The organism is Mesorhizobium sp. C399B, assembly GCF_030323185.1.
Classification (GTDB): Bacteria; Pseudomonadota; Alphaproteobacteria; order Rhizobiales; family Rhizobiaceae; genus Mesorhizobium.
Genome location: NZ_CP100472.1, coordinates 5,160,743 through 5,179,193, shown reverse-complemented (window position 1 = coordinate 5,179,193; position 18,451 = coordinate 5,160,743). Strand labels below are relative to the sequence as shown.

The following is an 18,451-nucleotide window of genomic DNA, read 5'->3' as shown; positions in this document are numbered from 1 at the left end:
TCATGGCCGAACAGCAAAAGACCGCAGCATCCGTCGCCGAGGCCGAGGCCGTCGATCTCGGCGAATTCAGCCAGCTCTTGGAGAAGGACTTCAAGGTCAAGAAGGACGACAGCGAGAAGCTGCAGCAGCTGGTTCGCAACCTGGCTCTGGCGGCGCAGTCGCGCTCCGAGACGACGACGATTTCGTCCAACTCGATCAAGTCGATCAAGTCGTTGATCGCCGGCATCGACAAGATGCTGACGACCCAGGTCAACGAAATCCTGCACGCGCCGGAAGTGCGGCAGATGGAAGGCACCTGGCGCGGCCTCTGGTACCTCATCAACAACACCGAGACGGATCAGAAGCTGAAGATCCGGGTGATGAACATTTCCAAGGAGCAGCTGGCCGATACGCTCGAAGACTATGAAGGCCAGATGTGGGACCAGAGCCCGATCTTCAAGAAGGTCTACACCGACGAGTATTCGATGCTCGGCGGCGAACCGATCGGCTGCGTCATCGGCGCCTACGAGTTCTCCAACCACCCGCGCGACGTCGGCCTGTTGCGCAACATCTCCGGCATCTGCGCCTCGGCGCACACGCCGTTCATCGCCGCCGCCTCGCCACGGCTGTTCCGCATGGACAGCTGGCAGGAACTGCCCAACCCACAGGACCTGCAGCAGATCGTCTCCAACCCGGCCTACGCCTCGTGGCAATCGCTGCGCGAGAGCGAGGATGCGCGCTATATCGGGCTGACCATGCCGCGCGTGCTGGCGCGGCTGCCCTACGGCTCGGAGACAGTCCCGGTCAAGGGCTTCTCCTTCGAGGAGGAAGTGCAGGGCGATCACAACAAATATGTCTGGATGAACGCTGCCTTCCCGATGGGCGTCAACATCAACCGCAGCCACAAGCTCTATGGCTGGGGCACCCAGATCCGCGGCGTCGAAAATGGCGGCACTGTGCTTAACCTGCCGGTGCACTCCTTCCCGACCGATGACGGCTCGATCGCGATGAAATGCCCGACGGAAGTCGCCATCGACGACCGGCGCGAGGCGGAACTGGCCAAGCTCGGGCTGATGCCGATCCTGCATCGCAAGAACACCGATCTCGCGGCCTTTATCGGCGCCCATTCGCTGCAAGATGACGAGACGCGGGCGGGCCGCCTGGTCGACCCCGACGCCCAGTCCAATGAGCGGCTCTCCGCCAACCTGCCCTATCTGTTCCCGGTCTCGCGCTTTGCGCACTACCTCAAGGCGATTGCGCGCGACAAGGTCGGATCGTTCAAGGAACGCACCGACATGCAGATCTGGTTGACCGAATGGATCAACCGGTACGTGCTGGCCAACCCGGCCTTCGCCGACGACAAGGCGCGCGCCAAGCGTCCGCTTGCCGCCGCCGAGGTGCAGGTCGACAGCGTGGAGGGCCGGCCGGGCTACTACAACGCCCGCTTCTATCTGCGCCCGCACTACCAGCTGGAGGGCATCAACGCCTCACTCAGGCTGGTGTCGGAATTGCCGTCCGTGAAGACCTGATTGCAGCAACCAAACCTTTGTTTGAAAGCGGTGGAGAACGAAAATGCCCACAATGAAGATCGACGGTTTTCTGAAAGTTCCGGATATCAAGGGGCCCAGCACACGCGACGGCCATGACGACGAGATCGAAATCCATGGCGTCGATTACAAGATGGTCGCGCCCTACGACCCCAATTCCCTCTCGCGCCGAGGCCGCGTGTCGATGGGCATGATCAAGTTCACCAAGCACTATGACAAGGCCTCACCCTATCTGGCCAAGGCCCTGTTCGAAAACAAGGCGCTGGACGAGGTCAAATTCTCCGCGCGGCGGACCATCGACGGCGAGAGCAAGGACTATCTGGTCGTTACCCTGACCGACGCCTCGATCATGGAATACGACATGTCGCAGGCCGATGATGAAGCCGACCTGATCCAGGAGGAAGTCTCCTTCGCCTACAAGAAGATCAAGTTCGTCTATGACGACAATGACGAAGCCGAAATGGATGTCTATGTCGGCAAGTGAGGGGCGAGCAAAGCGCCCTGCCGCCGACAAGGTACAGGCGGGCGGTTCACGGGCCAAGCGCGAGGCGGTACAGCCTTCGCTGTGGGACCGCCTCGTCAACGATCTGCCGGGCCTGAGCTCGGAGATAGACGGGCTCAGGCAGGCTCTGCAGGAGGAGCTTGGCGCAGAGCGCCTGGACGAGCTGCTGGCAGACGGACCGAGGCGCATCGACGCCGATGACGCATTGAACCCCGATCAGAAGCGCCGGCTGCACCGGCTGGCGTTTCAGAACCGGCACCGTGGCGAGCTTGAAAGCCGAGGCATCGTGGTGTCGCCCGATGTGCTGCGCGAGGCCGTGCGGCGCGACATCGAGGCGCTGTTCAACACCGAGCGTTTCGAATCCGCGCCGCTGCTATCCGATCTCGAGGCCGAGCAGATGACCGACCGTCCGACATCGCTGGCCGACTTTCCGGAGGTGCGCCGCAGCGTTGTCAATTATGGCGTGCCGTCCTTCTCCGGCCGGTCGTCGCGCGACTTCGATCGCGATGTTCTGGCACGCGAGATCCGCGCCGTGCTCGCCGCATTCGAGCCGCGGCTGAAGGAGAGCGCGACGAAAGTCACGGTCAACCTCGGCGACAAGACCGGCCTGAAGATCGAGATCGACGCCGTGCTGATCATGACGCCGACGCCCGAGCGCATGCGCCTGCGCACGACGATCAATCTCGACAACGGACTGGCGCGCACCGAGTTCAGGGAAGCCTGAGAGATGGACCGGGTCTTCGTAGAATATTACGAGGAGGAACTGTCCCACATACGCGGGCTGGCGGCGGAGTTCGCCGACATGCATCCGGCGGTTGCCCGCAATTTGTCGCTGGATACGGTGCCGTGTCCCGACCCCTATGTGGAGCGGCTGCTCGACGGCGTCGCCTTCCTCGCCGCGCGCACGCGCCTGAAGGTGGATGCCGAGCGCTCGCGGTTTTCGCGCAGCATCCTCGACGTGCTTTATCCCGATCTCGTCACGCCGGCGCCGGCAACCGCCATGGTGGTGCTGAAGCCCGGCCAGCAGGTGCAGACAATGCTTGCCGGCCACGTCGTCAAGCGCGGCACGCGGCTGGTCTCCAGCCTGCAGGCCGGCCTGTCGACACGCTGCACCTTCACCACCGCGCAGGACATGACGCTGTTTCCGATCGCGATCAGTTCGGTCGGCTATTTCCAGGACCGCAGCGCGCTTGCCGCCGCCGGCATCGGCCCGATCGCCGGCAAGGCCGGCGAAGCGGCACTTCGCATCACGCTGGCGCGGACCGGCAAAGGCAAGCTCGACGAACTGGCGCTCGACCGGCTCGACTTCTATTTCGCCAACCGCACCAAGGCGCCGCTGATCTTCGACGCCATCTTCGGAGTCTGCTCTGGTGTCGGCGCTCGACCGGAAGGCAAGACCAATCCATTGTCGCCGCTACCGCCGCCGGAGATGGTCGGCATTGCCGATGCCGAGGCGCTGATGCCGCGCACGCGGCCGACCTTCGAAGGCTACCGCCTGCTGCGCGAATATTTCATGATGCCCGAGCGCTTCCATTATGGGCGCGTCACCGGCTTGCTGCCGGTCGTGCGCAAATGCCAGGCCGGGCTCGAAATCATCTTCCTGTTCCGGCGTCCGGTGCCCGAACTCGCCGATCTGACGCCGGCGGATTTCGATCTCTTCGCCACCCCGATCATCAATCTCTTCGAGCGCGAGTGCAACATCGTCGAGCTCGACCAGCGCAAGACGCGCCAGGTGCTGCATGCCGACCGCACGCGGGCGCGCGACTTTGAAATCTACCGCGTCATCCGCGTCGAAGACGCCGATGCCGAGGGACCCGACGCGGAGATACCGGAACTCTTCAGCCTTGGGCAAAATCGCGGCAGCGGCTGGGTCTATTCGACGGAGCGGCGGCCGCGCCGGCCGACCGAGGACGAGCGGCGCCAGGGCGTGACGCGGACCTCCTATGCCGGCGACGACGTCTTCCTGGCGGTGTCGCGCCCAGTCAACAGTCAGGCCAACCGGCCGCTCAAGCGCGTCGATATCATGGCGCTTTGCACCAATCGCGACCTGGCCATCCTCGACGACACGCCGACCCTGACGCTGGAAGCCGGCGACCCTGTGGAGACGGTCCGGCTGCTCGGCGCGCTGCGTTCGCCGCAGCCGGCCATCCCGGCAGCGCTGCCGACCGGCGCCGACAGCGAGTCGCGCGCCGACGACCTGGCCTGGCGGCTGGTCTCGCAGCTGGCGCTGAACTTCCTCAGCCTGGCCAAGGAAGGCCGCGGCGTCGATCCGCTGCATGCGCTGCTCGATCTCTATGCCGAACGCGGCGATCCCGGGCTTGCCCGCAATGTACGCTCGATCGTGCGCATCGATTCGCGCGCGGTGATCGAAAGGCTGGCGATCGAAGGACCAATGTGTTTTGGGCGCGGCACGGAGGTGACGCTGCATGTCGACCAGTCGGTGCTGGCGGGACAGAGCACTCTGCTGCTGTCGGGCCTGCTGTCGCGGCTGTTTGCCCGCCATGCCGGCATTAACGGGTTCGTGCGCACGCGCACGCGGTTGCTCCAGAAACAGGAGGATGTGCCATGGCCGATGACGCCCGGCAATCGCTACCTGATCTAGAGCGAGCCGCAACCCTGTCCGAGAGTTTCGACTTTTTCGAACTGCTGCGCCGGCTCGAACGGCAAGGCGGCCTGTTCGGCCATTCCGGCCGGCCGGACCGCGAGCCGGCAAGGCTCGGCCAGAATGTGCGGCTGTCCTTCGCAGTGCAGGACGTGGTGGATTTCCGCGAGCCGACCGACAAGTCGCCGGCGCGGGTGACGGTCAACAATCTCGGCCTGCTCGGGCCTGAAGGGCCGATGCCGCTGCATCTGACGCGCTGGGTGCTCGATCGGCTTTCGCAGCGCTGGTATGCAGGCGCCGAGGCGCGGCAAACGAGCGACACGACCTTCGTCGATTTCGTCAACATCCTGCAGCACCGGATGATCGCGCTTTATTATCGCGCCTGGGCGGATGCGCATCCGGCCGTGCAGGTCGAACGCGGTGTCGGCGGCCGCGTCCGTTCCATGCTGGAAGCGATGGCCGGCATCGGGCTGCCGGGCACGCAGGATGCCGAACTCGATACAGTAAAACTTCGCCAGGCCGCCTCGCTCGCCAGCCAGGTCGACGGTCCCGAGCGACTGACGCTGTTCCTGGCCGAAGCCTTCAAAGTGCCGGTGGTGCTGAAGGAGTTCGTCGCGGCCTGGATGACCATCCCCAAGGCGCTGCAGACGCGGCTTGCCGGCAGCTATGCCACGCTCGGCCGCAGCGCCACCATCGGCCCGCGCAGCTTCAGCCGGCAGAGCCGCATCGAGCTGCGCATCGGCGCGCTCAGCTATATCGATTACAAGGCCTTCCTGCCGGGCGGCGAGCGGCTGAAGCTGTTGAAGCAGGCGGTGCGCGACCTGATCGGCGAGACCATCGATGTCGATCTCAGGATCGTGCTTGCGGCAAAGGCAGTGCCGCCGGCGAAGCTCGGCACCGTCCAGCTTGCCCGCACCACCTGGCTGGCGCGACCGGTCGAAAAGGGGGACGCCGACGACATGCGGTTGCGGACCATCGTCGGCTGGCGGGAAGAGGTTGCCTGATGAGCCTGCTGCTGACGCTCGAACAGGGACCCCGCGCGCAAGTCACGCGGCAGGCACGGCTGGACGAGGGTGAGCTGGTGATCGGCCGCAGCGCCGACGCCGACTGGCAGATCAACGATCCCGACATGTTCGTCTCGCGCGCCCACTGCAAGATCACCAGCAAGCAGGGCGGCTATTTCGTCACCGATACCTCCAGCAGTGGGTTGTTCATCGACGATGCCGCCAGCCCGCTCGGCGCGGGAAATACCGCGCGCCTGCAAAGCGGCATGCGACTGCGACTGGGCGACTATGTGGTGTGGGTCGATTTGCAGACGGCGAAGACCGAGGCGCCGGCCTCCAGGCCTTCAGCGCCTGCCAGTAAGCCGGCGGCGTCGCGGGCGCCGGTCAGCCTCGGCGGCGACGATTTCTTTTCGTCCACCACGGAAGAAGAGCCGGGACGGCCACGCCCTGCCAACCTGCCCGATCCATTCGAAAAGCCGGTGCCCGGCGCATTCGCGCGTGCGCGGTCCGATGAACGCAGCTCGCAGGCGTTCGACGATCCGTTCAGCCTCGACCCTGTGGCAACGCCGGTGGCCGAGACCGCCCCCGACAAGGGTGTTGGCAAGCCGCTGTTCGACGATCCCTTCGGCCTCGATTCCGCACCGCTGTCGAGAGAGCCTAGCAGATCCAATCCTGAGAAGCCGCCGGCCTTCGATGACGGGTTTGGTTTCGGCCCTGCCGAGTCCACCAGCCTCGACGCCGGCGTGACGGATGGCGGCGCAGTGGATGCGCCCTCGCCTGCCCCGGCGCCCTGGGATCTGCCGGTCCGCGCGGCCGAGCCATCGCCACAGCGGCCACCGCCAGCCCCGCCTCCACCGCCACCACGCGCGCCTGTCCGGCAAGCTGCGGCGCGGCCGTCGGCCGGACAGGCGGACGCGGAATTGCGCGCCGCTTTCCTGCGCGGCATGGGCATGGACGAGGCCGGTTTTCCCGGCAGCGATCCGGTGGCCGACATGGAGAAGTTCGGCCGCGAGTACCGGCTGATGATGGATGGGCTGATGCAGCTTTTGCGCAAGCGCGCCGAAGAGAAGGGCAACGCTCGCGTCGCGCAGACCGTGGTTGGCGCGTCCGAGGTCAACCCGCTCAAATTCCTGCCCTCGGTCGACGATGCGCTGGTGACCATGCTGGCCGAGCGCAGCCCCGGTTTCCTCGGCGCCGAAGCGGCGATCAAGGACGCGGTGCGCGATCTGGCGCAGCATCACGTTCGCGCCTGGCGCGGCGTGCAAGGCGCGCTCAAGCGCATGATCGACCGCTTTGATCCGGCGGCGATCGAGCAGGAACTGAAGTCGAGCTCGGCGATCGGCAATCTGCTGACCGGCGGGCGCGGCGCCAAGCTCTGGGAATTGTACCAGAAACGCCACCGTGAAATCGCTCACAGCGCCGAGACGCGCTTTCTGGGCGAGATCGGCGCTGATTTTCGTGATGCATATGAGGAGGACTGAGACATGATCGACAGACGCGAATTTATCCTTGCCATCGGGGCGACGGGACTGCTGACGGCTTGCCAGAGCGGCCCGCCCAAACCATCCGTCATCACAGTGAATCTTGCCGGCGGCGCCGGCATGAACCCGGGACCGGGCGGCGGCGACAGGCCGGTGACGGTGATGATCTTGCGGCTGAAAAGCACCGGCGCCTTCAATTCGGCCGATTATTTCGCCCTGCAGGGCGGTGCCGGCTCCGCACTTGGCGGCGATCTCATCGGCTCCGACACGATTTCCGTCGGACCCGGCAAGACCGCATCGAAGACCATCACGGTCGAACCGGAAGTGGCCGCACTCGGCTTCGTCGCGCTGATCAGGGAACCCACCGGACGCAACTGGCGCACGACCAAGTCGGTGTCGCCGGGATCGAAGTTCACCGTCAATGTGAAGCTCGGCAGCGGCGGCATTTCCGCCTAGCGGCGGCGGGTCCGCAAAGCCGCGCCAAGGTGACGAGCAGGAAGCAGAGAGTGCCGGCATGAACGATGCAAACAGGGTGCTGTGGTCGGAGGGACTGTTCCTCCGCACCCAGCATTTCCAGCAACAGGACCGCTTCTTCGAAGCGACGGTGCGCGGCGCCTTGCAGGCCGGGCATCTGCATACGTTCGGCTTTCGAACGCTGACGCTCGATCAGGCACAGCTCGATGCCGGCCAGATTTCGGTGCTCTCGGCACGCGGCATCTTTCCAGACGGGACGCCGTTCGCGATCCCCGAGACGATGGATGCGCCGCGGCCGCTGGCGGTGACGCCGGAAATGGGCGCGGGACCGGTGCTGATCGCGCTGCCGCTCGAACCGCCCGGCGGCGTCGGCTTCGACCCCGCTCATGCCGAGCCGTCCGGCGCGCGCTATCGCGGCCGGATCGTCTCGGTGCGCGACGCCGTGCATGGCGGCTCCGATCCCGAGGAAATCGAGATTGCGCGGCCGCAGGCGCTGTTGCTGGCGCCGGGCACGGCCGTCGGCGGCTACACCGCGCTGCCGGTGGCCGAGCTCAAGGGCGTGCGCGCCGATGGCGGCGTGGCGCTCGACGACACCTTCCTGCCGCCGACCTTGGTCATCGGCGCGGCCTCCTGGTACAGCCGCCTGCTGCAGGAAGTGGTCACCGGCCTCGACCAGATCGCCGAGGCGCATGGCAAGATGGTGCTGGGCGGCCCCGGGCGCAGCGTCGAGGATCTTCTGATCCTGAACCTGGTCAACGCCGCGCGGCCGCGGCTGGCGCACATGCTGGCGCAGGACGTGTTCCATCCGGCCGAGGTCTACATGGAACTTGCCGGCCTTGCCGGCTCGATGGCGACCTACGGCTCGAGCGCAAGGCGGCTCGGCGAACTGCCCGTCTATGACCACATGGCACCGGGCCCCGCCTATTCGGCGCTGGCCGACGCGCTGCGTTCGCTGATCCTCAGCCTGCGCTACATCGAGCCGAAATCGCGCGCGCTGCCGGTCATGCGCCATGCCACCAATGTGTGGAAGATCCGCATCGACAACCCGAAACTTCTGGTGGCGAGCCGCATCGTGGTGCGGATCGGCTCCGAACTGTCGGAGGATGCCTTGCGCAAGATTTTCGTCAACCAGGCGACCGTCGGCTCGGCCAGCGAATTCGAAGGGCTGTGGAAATCACGCCTGCCCGGCATTCCGCTAAAGCCACTGCATTCGCAGCCGCGCGAAATTCCCTATGACGGCGACCGGCTGTGCCTCGAACTCGACCAGAAAAGCGAGCACTGGGCTTCGCTTCTCGAAGCGCCCGGTTTTGTGATCGGCGTTTCGGGCGTGCTGCCCAGCGAACCGCAGGTCGACTGCTACTCGGTCAACAGGTGAGATGATGAGCAGGGACGATCCATTCGGACTGTCCGAGGATCGGGAGCGGACGCGCATTCGGCTGAGCGGAGCGCCAACGCCGCGCGCCATGCCGCTGCCGGCGTCGGGCGTCACCGCGAAGCGCTCCGCGCGCGCGCATCCGAACGTGCTCGTCAATGCGTTCTCGCCGCTGCTGGAGTTTGCACCCGAACTGGAAAACGCGCAGCCGCCGGAGAACCCGGAAGCCCTGCGCACCAGGCTGCTGGAGGAACTCGTGCGCTGCCGCGACGCCACGATGGTGCAGGGCTCCTCGCTCGAGCGAGCCGACCAGGCGGCATGGCTGGTGGCTGCGTTGCTCGACGATCTGGCGCTGAATACGCCGTGGGGCGGAGCCAGCGCATGGCCACGCCAGCCGCTGGTGGTGATGCTGCGCGGCGACGTCGATGCCGGCGCGCAGTTCTTCGCCCGGCTCGAAGAGCTTGAACGCCATCCCAATCGCGACCGCGAAATGCTGGAGTTGCAATATCATTGCATGGCGCTCGGCTTCCGCGGCAAATATCGCGTGCCTGGCCGCTCCGGCGACCGTTCGCTCAATGCGGTGCGGGTGGCCGCGGCGCGTTTCCTGCGCGACAGCGACGCCGAAGGCGCACCGCTTTCGCCCAACTGGAAAGGCGTGATCGCCTCCGACGAACCGCAGCGCTTCATCGTGCCGATCTGGGTGATGGTTGCGGCGGCGGCGGTGATCGCGACAGCCATCCATATCGGCCTGTCGATGAGCCTGAGCAGCCAGGCGGTCGAGCTTTCGGCGCTGGTGCGCGCACTGCCGCCGCCGACGCGTACGGATGTCACCCGCGCTTCGCCGAAGGTCGACGCGCCGCCGCCGGTGGCGGTCGATTTCGCGCTGCTGCCGGAATTCCAGGCGGCGGCGCCGGATGAGCTCAAGAGAGCGCTGAGCGGCACGGAGAGCGTGTCGCTGGCGCGGCTGGTCATCCAGGCCTCCAATCCCGAACTCTTCCAGTCGTCGCGAGCACAGCTGACAGACGGCTTCGATCCGCTCATCGCCTCGGTCGCCAAGGTGATCCTCGAGAATCAGGATCTGATCGGCGATATCACCGTGGTCGGCCACACCGACGGCGTTCCCTTGCAAAAGACCAACCCACTGTCCACCAACCAGCGGCTGTCTGAAGCCCGCGCCGCGGAAATTGCCGATATCCTAGTTCAGAACGGCGTGCCTAAGGAGCGCGTGCGCTCCGAAGGCCGGGCCGCCACCGATCCGGTGGCCGACGACGGCACACGCGAAGGGCGGGCCTTGAACCGCCGCGTCGAAGTGCTGGTCGAAAAGAGGCTGTGACATGTTCATCCTGCGCTTCCTCTGGGCGGTCCTGACTTCGCGTTTCCTGTGGACGCTGATCGGCCTGGCGCTGCTGTCGCTGATCATCTGGGTATTCGGCCCGATCGTACGGGTCGGCGACTATGTGCCGATGGCGTCGGAGACGGTGCGCATCGTCATCATCGCGCTTTTGGTGATCTTCTGGCTGATCTGGCTGATCGTCGCGCAGCGCCGCGCGATCCGCGCCAACCGCATGTTCGTCGCCGAGATTTCCGCCCCGGTCGAGGAAAAGCGGCTCAGCCCGGGCGAGGAAAACGTCGCCGCGGTCGGCGCCAAGTTCCAGGACGTCATGGTCGAGTTGAAGCGCCGCAAGCTCGGCGGCCGCAAGTTCCTGCGCGAGATGCCGTGGTATGTGATCGTCGGCCCCCCGGCGACCGGCAAGACGACGGCCTTGCGCCAATCCGGCCTCAACTTTCCGATCGACCTCACCGACGATCTGCAGGGCATCGGCGGTACCCGCAACTGCGACTGGTTCTTCTCCGAAAACGCAGTGATGATCGACACCGCCGGGCGCTATGTCCAGCAGGAAAGCCAGCCCGATGTCGACGCCGTGGAATGGCTGGGTTTCCTCGATCTGTTGAAGAAGCATCGTGGCCGTCGTGCGCTCAACGGCGTCATCGTTGCGCTTGGGATCGACGCGCTGTCCGAGGGCGACGAAGCCGTCAAGGCGCATGGCCGCAAGATCCGCAGGCGCTTGGCCGAGCTCGAGGAGCGGCTGGAAATCCGCTTGCCGGTCTATCTCATGCTGACCAAGGCCGATCTGATCAGAGGCTTCGAGGCCTTCTTCAGCGGCCTGTCGACACAGGCGCGCGAACAGGTATGGGGGACGACCTTCCCGCTCGATGCACGCGTCGACGCCAAGACGATCGCGGGCGAAATCACGACGCTGTCGAGGGAGCTGGAAAAGCGGTTGGTGCCGCGGCTGGAAGACGAGGACAAGCTGGCCGAACGGGCCGAGATCTTCCGCTTTCCCGCACAGCTGCAAAGCCTGTCCGAGCCGATCCAGGTGCTGGTCGAGGCGATGTTCGGCGAGAGCCGCTACGAGGAGGCGGCCTGGCTGCGCGGCCTCTATCTGACCTCGGCGACCCAGGAAGGCGCGCCGATCGACCGGCTGACCGCGGCGCTCGCCTCCTCCTTCGGCCTGCCGGCACGACGCACGATGCCGGCGCAGCGCTTCGAGAAGCGCAGCTTCTTCCTCAAGAACCTTTTGGCCGAGGTGATCTTCAAGGAGGCCGGACTCGGCACTTTCGATCCGCTGGCGCAGCGCCGCCGCAGCTGGATCTGGCGCGGTGCCGCCGCTGCCAGCGCGGCTGCGGCCATACTCGCCGGCGGCCTGTTCACCTGGTCCTACTACGACAATCGCAACGCCATCGCCGCGCAAGCCGGCCAGTTCGAAGCGCTGCAGGCGCCGCTGACGTCGACCGCGGCGACGCCCGCCTCGGTGCTGCAGCCGGCGATGGACGTTGCCCTGACCGCCATGGACGAAGTCGTCAATGCCAGGACTGCGCCTCCGAACAAGGCACAGGACCTGCTCGGACCATCGGCTTCGGCCGAGATGATGCGGGCGCAGACCGACACCTATGACCACGCTCTGCGCAACGTGCTGGAGCCGCGGATGGTGGCGCTGCTCGAAGCGACCATGTGGCGGCAGATCCGCGATCCGGACTTCATGCTGGGCGCACTCAAGACCTACCGCATGATGACCGGCCTGTCTCAGATGGACTCCGACTTCGTCGAGAATTGGTGGGTGAACGACCTGCCCGAATTCGCGCCGGCCGCGCCCTTCCCGACCGCCGATGCGGAAGAACACCAGTTGGCCGCGATCCGGCGCATGGCGGTTGACGACAGCTACATCGCGCCCGACCAGGCGCTGGTCGCCGAAGCGCTGAAAACGGTCTGCACGATCTCGCTGCCGGCGCGGGCCTACAAGCAATTGCTGGCCGATCCGGCGGTGGCCGGATTGAAGGAATGGATCCCCGCCAATTTCGCCGGGCCGAACGGCGCCAAGGTGTTTTCGCGACGCTCCGACAAGACGCTGCGCGTCGGCATATCAGGCGCCTTCACCTATGACGGCTTCCACGACGCGATCCTCGACCGGGTCGAGGATGTGGCCGCCCAGGCGGCACTCGACCGCGCGGTGTTTGCCGGCGGTTGCTCGGAAAATTCCGAGACCTCGGTGTCGGCGCTATCGGAAGATATCCTGAAGCTCTACTATGACGATTACATCGCGCAGTGGGACAGTTTTTTGCGCGACATGCGGCTGGCGCCGCTCAGCGACCTCAACATTGCCAGCGAGAATCTGAAAGACCTTTCCAGCGCCGATTCCGCGCTGAAGCGGCTGCTGACGGCGGTGGTCCAGGAGGTCGACCTCACCCGCTCGGACGAGGCGCCGACCGACGACAAGGCGGCGGCGAAGGGCGGCTCGAAACTGCTGGGCAAACTCGGCAAACTGGGCAAGATCGTCAAGACTGGCGCCAAGCTGCTGCCGCGCGCAGGATCGGCCAGCGAAGTCGACCTGACCGGCACGCTGGTGGCCGAACACTTCAAGCCGCTCAAGAGCACGATTGCCGAGGTCGACGGCCAGCCGCCGGCGCTCGATGCCGCGGTCGTTGCGCTGACGGCGCTGTCCAATGTGCTGCAAACGGTGACCGCCAATCCCGACCCGCAGGACGCGATCAAGAAACAGGGCGGGCTGGCCGAACTGACCGGCGCCGTCGCCCGCCAGGCACAGATCCTGCCCGACCCGGTCAACACCTGGCTGAGCGGCATTGCCGGCGACACCAGCGGGTTGACGCAGAAGGCCGTGGCCTCCGAGCTCAACGCCATCTGGCGCGCCGATATCCTGCCCTTCTGCCAGGCCGCGCTCAACGACCGCTATCCGTTCAGCCCAGACAGCGCCGTCGACGTCAATGTGCGCGACTTCGCCCGCCTGTTCGGACCGGCGGGCATGATCGACGGCTTCATCAACGACCATCTGCTCGGCTATGTCGACACATCGGCGCAGCCATGGAAATGGCGCGCCGATTTCGGACTCGATCCGTCGGCGCTTGCCGCCTTCGAGCAGGCGCGGCGCATTCGCGACGATCTCTTCCCTGGCGGCCAGGGCCCGGTGATGGCCTTTACGCTGGAGCCGACAGACCTGTCGCCCAACGTCACCCGTGTCACGCTCAATCTCGACGGCCAGAACCTGGTCTATTTCAACAATGCGACGCGGCCGCAACCGATGACCTGGCCCGGCAAGGACGGCACCGGCGTCATCTCGCTCGCCTTCCAGCCGATCGACGGCTCGCCCGAAATCATGCTCAACGAGACGGGTAGCTGGGCGTGGCTGAGGATGCTGCGCGGCGGCCGCTTTACCGGCACCTCGCTGTCCGACGTCTACAGCCTGCGGCTGGGGACGAAAGGCATGTACGCCGACTTCAAGCTGAAGGCGGCCAGTGTCGAGAACCCCTACAACCTCCAGATGTTCAAGAAATTCTCATGTCCGCCGCAGATATGACCCTGCCCGGCTACTACGGCAAAATGCCCGCCACCGGCGATTTCGTGACACGTCGGCTGACGGGCGACTTCGTGCGCGTGTGGGACCGCTGGCTGGCGCAGCATCTGGTGCCGCTGTTTGGCCAGGATATCTGGCCGCCCGCCATGGCGCTGCGGTTTGTGGCAGGCCCGAATGCCTTCGGCGCGTCGGCCGGCATCATCCTGCAGAGCGCCGACAAGGTCGGCCGGCAGTTCCCGCTGAGCGTCGTTGCGCAGCTGCCTGAAGCATCTGCCATGCTGACGCATGCCGAAGCCTGGTTTGCGGGAATCGAAGAAGCGGCGATCAGCGCCCAGCAGGGCGCGCTGACGCCCGATGAACTGGATATTGCACTGGCGGCCCTGCCAATGCCGCCGATCGAGCCGGGCGAAGAGCTGATCGCCGACATGGTGATGTGGACCAAGCACTCCGACATTTTCGACATCGATCCGCAGTCACCGCAAGCGACGCTGGAGCAGATGCTCGCCGCCAGTTGGGAGACCAGCTGATGGGGGAGCAACTCTGATGTTCGTCAGCCAGAACACCACTCCGTTTCTCGCCGAGACTTTTCCATATCAGGACAAGCATTGCGTGAAGCATTGCGTGGCCGTGATCAGGGCGACGTACGACGTCGATGAACAAGGCAACTGCACTCCCAGCAAGGAACAGTCACCTTTCGTCTACGCCGATACCCACTACGGCGATCCGGAAGTCACCTCCATCCGCGTCGAGACCGACTTTGCCCCTGTCAAACCGAAATGCGAGGTTCTGCTCGATGCCATGGCGGTCGCGCCGAAGGGGCGGCAGGTGGAAGCGATCGAAGTGCGCCTGGTTGGGCCGGGACTGGACAAGCGCGCGGTGGTCACTGGCCAAAGGCGCTGGTTCAGAGGTGGCTTAGGTATCCAGCCCTCGCGCCCGACCCCCTTTGTTTCAATGCCGTTGGCGTGGCATCTCGCATTTGGCGGCACTGACCGATCCGATCCTGATCCTGCTAAGCATCGTGGCGACGCCGTCAACCCGATCGGCAGCGGCTACCTTGTCGGCCAGGGTAATATTGACGGCACGCCGCTGCCTTGTGTCGAGCACCCGCAATCGCGCATGGCGATCTGGAACGACAGGCCCAGGCCGATCGGCTTTGGTCCTGTACCACGCTTCGCCAAGGAGCGGGCGAGATATGCCGGCACCTATGACAAGCATTGGATGGACAACGTGCTGCCCTTCCTGCCGCAGGATTTCGACGACCGCTACTTCCAGGCGGCGCCCCAGGACCAATGGCTCGACAGATTGGACGAGGGCATGGTCTTCGGCTGCATCGGCATGAACGAAAGAGGTCGGTTCGGGGTAAAACTGCCGAGACTGTCCGTGCCGGTGCGCTTCGTGTTCGACGACCATTTGGAACGAAAAACGATGGTGCCTGATACGCTCATCATCGTTCCGCACGAGAGCAGAATCGTGCTGGTGGGCCGGGTAAGCACGAAGCTGCCGCGCAAGTTCGTGAGACTTGAGGAGGTTCAAGTCGGCAACGACCTCATCCCCCGCGACGGCGAGAAGCCGCACTATGCGGGGCTGAAAGTCGCAGTTGCCGCCCTGAAGGAAATAAGGCGGCTAAAATGACGGTCATTTCCTGCCTCAGCCTCGTGTCGCCGGTCGGCTATTCGGCGGGGAGTACGGCGGCCGCGATGCGGGCAAATATAGCGGCGTTCGCCGAACTCTCCTATCGCGACGCCGACGGCGAGCCAATACGTGGCGCGTCAGTGGATGCCCTGCCGGCGACGATGCGCGGCCGCGATCGCGTTGCCGCCCTGACGCGTCTGGCCGCCGATCAGGTGGACCCAAAACAGGCGGACCGGCTGCCCTGGGGCGAGATGCCGATCATCTTGTGTACGCGTGAACCGCAGTTTCCGGGCGCGCGCCTCAACGGCATTGTGGGCGGGCTGGCGCTGCCCAATGGGGCATCTCTTGTCGGACCGCATTCCGTGCATGTGACGGAAGGGGCAGTGTCCACCTTCGTCGGCATCTGGCACGCGCGCAAACTGCTCGCCGAACGCAAAGTTCCCGCCTGTATCATCGTGGCCGTGGATACGCTCATCGATTCGCGCACCCTCGGCTGGCTCGACAAGGCGGGCCGTCTAAAAACGAGCATCGTCACGGATGGCCTCATTCCTGGCGAGGCGGCGAGCATCTCCGTCGTCAGCGCTCGTCCGCTGCTCGAATCACATGTGACGGTGCATGGCCTCGGCTTGGCGCGCGAGACCGCGACAGTGCTCAACGAGGAGCCGTTTCGCGCAGATGGCCTGGCCTCTGCGCTGCGGACGGCCCTGGCGGAAGCCAGGGTGGAGATTCACGATGTTGCCTTCCGCCTGTCCGACGTCGCCGGCGAATCCTATGCTTTCGAGGAGTTGGTGGTGGCGCAAATGCGGGTGATGCGCACAGTCAGGCCGCAACAACTGGTCTGGCTGGCGGCGGGCTGCATCGGCGACTGCGGAGCGGCCGCGGGTTCCATCCAGTTCGCATGGGCCGAGCAAGCCTTCAGGCGCGGCTATGCACCCGGGCCTTCCGCGGTGCTTTACGGCAGTTCGACGTTTGGTGGCCGGGCAGCGGCGATCGTTACTGCATAGGCCGAGAGAGATGACCAAGAACGTCTTCGCGGAAAAATGGGAGATTGCTGGAGAGAACGGCATGAACAAGTCGATCGCGCGGTTTCCGGATGTCTGCCTGTCGCCGCCATCCCCACCGGCCGGGCCTATCCCAATTCCCTACCCGGACACGTCGTTCTCCAACAATCTGAAGGAAGGCTCCGAGACCGTGCTGATCGGCGGCAAGCCCGCCGCGCTGGCGCAGAAATCCTACTACAAGGAGCCGGTGCTCGGAAACGAGGCCGCAACCCGCACGTTCGGATCTTCGGTCGTGACCCACCAGATCACCGGCAAAACCTACTTTCAGGCCTGGTGCATGTCGGTGAAGTTCGAAGGCAAGAACGTCTGCCGGCATTTTGACATCACGACAAGCAACCATACGTCCTACGTTGGCGCGACGCCGCCGGCGCCGGCGCTCGAGTCGCTGAATGCAAAGGCTGCCAAGGCGGCCGTGAAGGCCGGGAACTGCCCGTGCTGCGGTGGCCCGCTGCACGAATGGCAGAAGGATGCTTCCGGCAAGCCATATCCCGTGGTTAAGGAAAAGACGTTCTGGACGAACAAGATCAAGAAAATGAGGACTGGGGACGCCGCGCAGATTGCCAAAAAGGCTGATTTCGAGGTCAAGCTAAAAAAGATGCTCAAGCTGAAGGCGAAGCATCGGCGCTTGCGAAAGGCTGGCAAGCCGGCGTGCCCAAACGTCCACAACAATGACAATCAGGGCTGCGCCATGTATTTCGACATTCCGAAGGGCGCGAGAACCTCTGGGGGTGTCAATACACCGGCGCAGGAAGCCAAGATGGCCTTCGACTCTGGAGTGAAGGCCGGCTGTATTCTGGCCTGGGAAACTGCAAAGGGTTCACCCATCAGAAGAGGGACAAACGCTGACCCCGCCAAGAAGCCCTACCATTCCTTGAACCACACAACGCCTCACATGGCCGGTGGGTGCAATAACCCGTCAAATGTAGTCCCCCAAGACATTATGGATTCGGGCGATTGCCAGGAGATCGAAGATTTGCAAAGCGACCTCGAGAAGGTCAATGACTCAATCCCGTAAGGTCCTGCTATGGCAAAGTACACATCGATTCCCGATACGAAACTCAAACAGCTCTCACTGGGATTCTTTGTTCCTGGTGTAGACTTGGCCTCTTATGATCCGACGCGTCTTCTTCAAAGCGACGAGGTATGGGAACAGATCGCTGGCCTTTTTTTGGCCTGCGAATTGGGCAACTTTTCCGCGCTGCACCACATTCCCTCAATCATGAAGGACAGCGATGCCTATCTCGTCTGGCAGGCGGGTACCAATCTGGCTGGCCTGGCTGGCAACCTCGGTGTTGTGAAGGACGTCTTCAAGCCGTTCGAAAAAGACGGCTCTGGCGCGGAATATTTCATGACAATTGCGTTGGGCCAGACGCTGAACCCTGACGCGATCGAGATGTTGCTGACGTTACACAATGATGCATCGGACGAAGAGACCCGCTATCAGATCGAAAGGGAGTTGTCGTATCTGCTCGAGGACACCAACGGACCGATAATCAGCGGTGCCGACGAGTCCATCGAATCCGAGGATGAAGATACTGTTCACATCATCAATCGGCAGGACTACTTTCCCAAGGTGACGGCGGCGTTGTCGCTGGTGCGAGAGCAACTCCCGGTCCCCAATACCCCCATCCTCGGCGGCAAGGTTTTCGACGTGGTCAAGTTCGCAAGGCGGCTGCTTGAACGGGTGGGCAGCGCAGCACCGGAGATAGGCCGCATCCACCGTCACCGTCTCATCTTCGAGGCCGCCACCGGCGTGAATTGTGCCGCCTTCTTTGACGACCCGGTCAAACTCAATTCGCTTCAGGCGACGGCAATTCTGGAGGCATTCCTCGATAGCGACGACGTCAGAAGATTTGTCCCGGGGCAGAGGTATTTCTTCGGCCATCCCATTGGCGCCTGATCCGACTGGAGATGACAGCTGTAACGTCG

At 64.5% G+C, this 18,451-nt stretch carries 15 protein-coding genes; all 15 read left to right on the top strand.

All coding sequences use genetic code 11. The features are described 5' to 3' along the window. Positions 1-2: 2 nt before the first annotated feature. From tssC to NLY36_RS24465, 15 genes are read left to right on the top strand one after another with little or no spacing between them, the layout of a single operon-like run. The gene (tssC, locus tag NLY36_RS24535; RefSeq protein WP_023682611.1) at positions 3-1,508 is read left to right on the top strand and encodes a type VI secretion system contractile sheath large subunit; all 1,506 of its coding nucleotides are present in this window, start codon (positions 3-5) and stop codon (positions 1,506-1,508) included. 52 nt (positions 1,509-1,560) lie between these two features. Further along, positions 1,561-2,010 carry an Hcp family type VI secretion system effector gene (locus NLY36_RS24530; RefSeq protein ID WP_023673716.1) on the top strand — a complete coding sequence of 150 codons (450 nt, stop codon included), beginning with the start codon at positions 1,561-1,563 and terminating at the stop codon, positions 2,008-2,010. Then, entirely contained in the window at positions 1,997-2,752 is a 756-nt protein-coding gene (gene tssE, locus NLY36_RS24525; RefSeq protein WP_023714850.1) for a type VI secretion system baseplate subunit TssE, read from the top strand. The genes NLY36_RS24530 and tssE overlap by 14 nt, the downstream gene beginning before the upstream one ends. A gap of 3 nt (positions 2,753-2,755) precedes the next feature. Beyond that, the gene (gene tssF, locus NLY36_RS24520; protein ID WP_023735636.1) at positions 2,756-4,630 is read left to right on the top strand and encodes a type VI secretion system baseplate subunit TssF; all 1,875 of its coding nucleotides are present in this window, start codon (positions 2,756-2,758) and stop codon (positions 4,628-4,630) included. After that, a complete protein-coding gene (tssG, locus tag NLY36_RS24515) occupies positions 4,594-5,634 on the top strand; it encodes a type VI secretion system baseplate subunit TssG (protein ID WP_031201661.1) in 1,041 nt (346 codons plus the stop codon). Before tssF ends, tssG begins: the two co-directional genes overlap by 37 nt. Continuing rightward, positions 5,634-7,115 carry a type VI secretion system-associated FHA domain protein TagH gene (gene tagH, locus NLY36_RS24510; RefSeq protein ID WP_023735637.1) on the top strand — a complete coding sequence of 494 codons (1,482 nt, stop codon included), beginning with the start codon at positions 5,634-5,636 and terminating at the stop codon, positions 7,113-7,115. Before tssG ends, tagH begins: the two co-directional genes overlap by 1 nt. A 3-nt stretch (positions 7,116-7,118) precedes the next feature. Further along, the gene (gene tssJ, locus NLY36_RS24505) at positions 7,119-7,571 is read left to right on the top strand and encodes a type VI secretion system lipoprotein TssJ (RefSeq protein WP_023735638.1); all 453 of its coding nucleotides are present in this window, start codon (positions 7,119-7,121) and stop codon (positions 7,569-7,571) included. A 58-nt stretch (positions 7,572-7,629) separates the two neighbouring features. Next, positions 7,630-8,964, top strand: a complete 1,335-nt coding sequence (gene tssK / locus NLY36_RS24500; protein WP_286461549.1) for a type VI secretion system baseplate subunit TssK — start codon at positions 7,630-7,632, stop codon at positions 8,962-8,964. A gap of 4 nt (positions 8,965-8,968) precedes the next feature. Continuing rightward, complete coding sequence (icmH, locus tag NLY36_RS24495) at positions 8,969-10,294, top strand: type IVB secretion system protein IcmH/DotU (protein WP_023735639.1); 1,326 nt, start codon at positions 8,969-8,971, stop codon at positions 10,292-10,294. A 1-nt stretch (position 10,295) separates the two neighbouring features. Continuing rightward, positions 10,296-13,832: a type VI secretion system membrane subunit TssM gene (gene tssM / locus NLY36_RS24490; protein ID WP_023735640.1), complete on the top strand. Its 3,537-nt coding sequence runs from the start codon at positions 10,296-10,298 to the stop codon at positions 13,830-13,832. Then, positions 13,814-14,356 carry a type VI secretion system-associated protein TagF gene (gene tagF, locus NLY36_RS24485; protein ID WP_023709962.1) on the top strand — a complete coding sequence of 181 codons (543 nt, stop codon included), beginning with the start codon at positions 13,814-13,816 and terminating at the stop codon, positions 14,354-14,356. The genes tssM and tagF overlap by 19 nt, the downstream gene beginning before the upstream one ends. Positions 14,357-14,372: 16 nt before the next feature. After that, positions 14,373-15,461, top strand: coding sequence for a DUF2169 family type VI secretion system accessory protein (locus NLY36_RS24480; RefSeq protein ID WP_023695286.1), 1,089 nt, complete (start codon positions 14,373-14,375; stop codon positions 15,459-15,461). Continuing rightward, the gene (locus tag NLY36_RS24475; protein ID WP_023695285.1) at positions 15,458-16,465 is read left to right on the top strand and encodes a hypothetical protein; all 1,008 of its coding nucleotides are present in this window, start codon (positions 15,458-15,460) and stop codon (positions 16,463-16,465) included. The genes NLY36_RS24480 and NLY36_RS24475 overlap by 4 nt, the downstream gene beginning before the upstream one ends. A gap of 10 nt (positions 16,466-16,475) precedes the next feature. Then, positions 16,476-17,537 carry a PAAR-like domain-containing protein gene (locus NLY36_RS24470; protein ID WP_023695284.1) on the top strand — a complete coding sequence of 354 codons (1,062 nt, stop codon included), beginning with the start codon at positions 16,476-16,478 and terminating at the stop codon, positions 17,535-17,537. A 9-nt stretch (positions 17,538-17,546) separates the two neighbouring features. Further along, positions 17,547-18,422 carry a hypothetical protein gene (locus NLY36_RS24465; RefSeq protein WP_156933193.1) on the top strand — a complete coding sequence of 292 codons (876 nt, stop codon included), beginning with the start codon at positions 17,547-17,549 and terminating at the stop codon, positions 18,420-18,422. The last annotated feature ends 29 nt before the right edge of the window (positions 18,423-18,451 follow it).

Coding starts and splice junctions, on each gene's coding strand:
- tssC (WP_023682611.1), top strand. CDS start 3: ATGGCCGAACAGCAAAAGACCGCAGCATCCGTCGCCGAGGCCGAGGCC.
- NLY36_RS24530 (WP_023673716.1), top strand. CDS start 1,561: ATGAAGATCGACGGTTTTCTGAAAGTTCCGGATATCAAGGGGCCCAGC.
- tssE (WP_023714850.1), top strand. CDS start 1,997: ATGTCGGCAAGTGAGGGGCGAGCAAAGCGCCCTGCCGCCGACAAGGTA.
- tssF (WP_023735636.1), top strand. CDS start 2,756: ATGGACCGGGTCTTCGTAGAATATTACGAGGAGGAACTGTCCCACATA.
- tssG (WP_031201661.1), top strand. CDS start 4,594: ATGGCCGATGACGCCCGGCAATCGCTACCTGATCTAGAGCGAGCCGCA.
- tagH (WP_023735637.1), top strand. CDS start 5,634: ATGAGCCTGCTGCTGACGCTCGAACAGGGACCCCGCGCGCAAGTCACG.
- tssJ (WP_023735638.1), top strand. CDS start 7,119: ATGATCGACAGACGCGAATTTATCCTTGCCATCGGGGCGACGGGACTG.
- tssK (WP_286461549.1), top strand. CDS start 7,630: ATGAACGATGCAAACAGGGTGCTGTGGTCGGAGGGACTGTTCCTCCGC.
- icmH (WP_023735639.1), top strand. CDS start 8,969: ATGAGCAGGGACGATCCATTCGGACTGTCCGAGGATCGGGAGCGGACG.
- tssM (WP_023735640.1), top strand. CDS start 10,296: ATGTTCATCCTGCGCTTCCTCTGGGCGGTCCTGACTTCGCGTTTCCTG.
- tagF (WP_023709962.1), top strand. CDS start 13,814: ATGTCCGCCGCAGATATGACCCTGCCCGGCTACTACGGCAAAATGCCC.
- NLY36_RS24480 (WP_023695286.1), top strand. CDS start 14,373: ATGTTCGTCAGCCAGAACACCACTCCGTTTCTCGCCGAGACTTTTCCA.
- NLY36_RS24475 (WP_023695285.1), top strand. CDS start 15,458: ATGACGGTCATTTCCTGCCTCAGCCTCGTGTCGCCGGTCGGCTATTCG.
- NLY36_RS24470 (WP_023695284.1), top strand. CDS start 16,476: ATGACCAAGAACGTCTTCGCGGAAAAATGGGAGATTGCTGGAGAGAAC.
- NLY36_RS24465 (WP_156933193.1), top strand. CDS start 17,547: ATGGCAAAGTACACATCGATTCCCGATACGAAACTCAAACAGCTCTCA.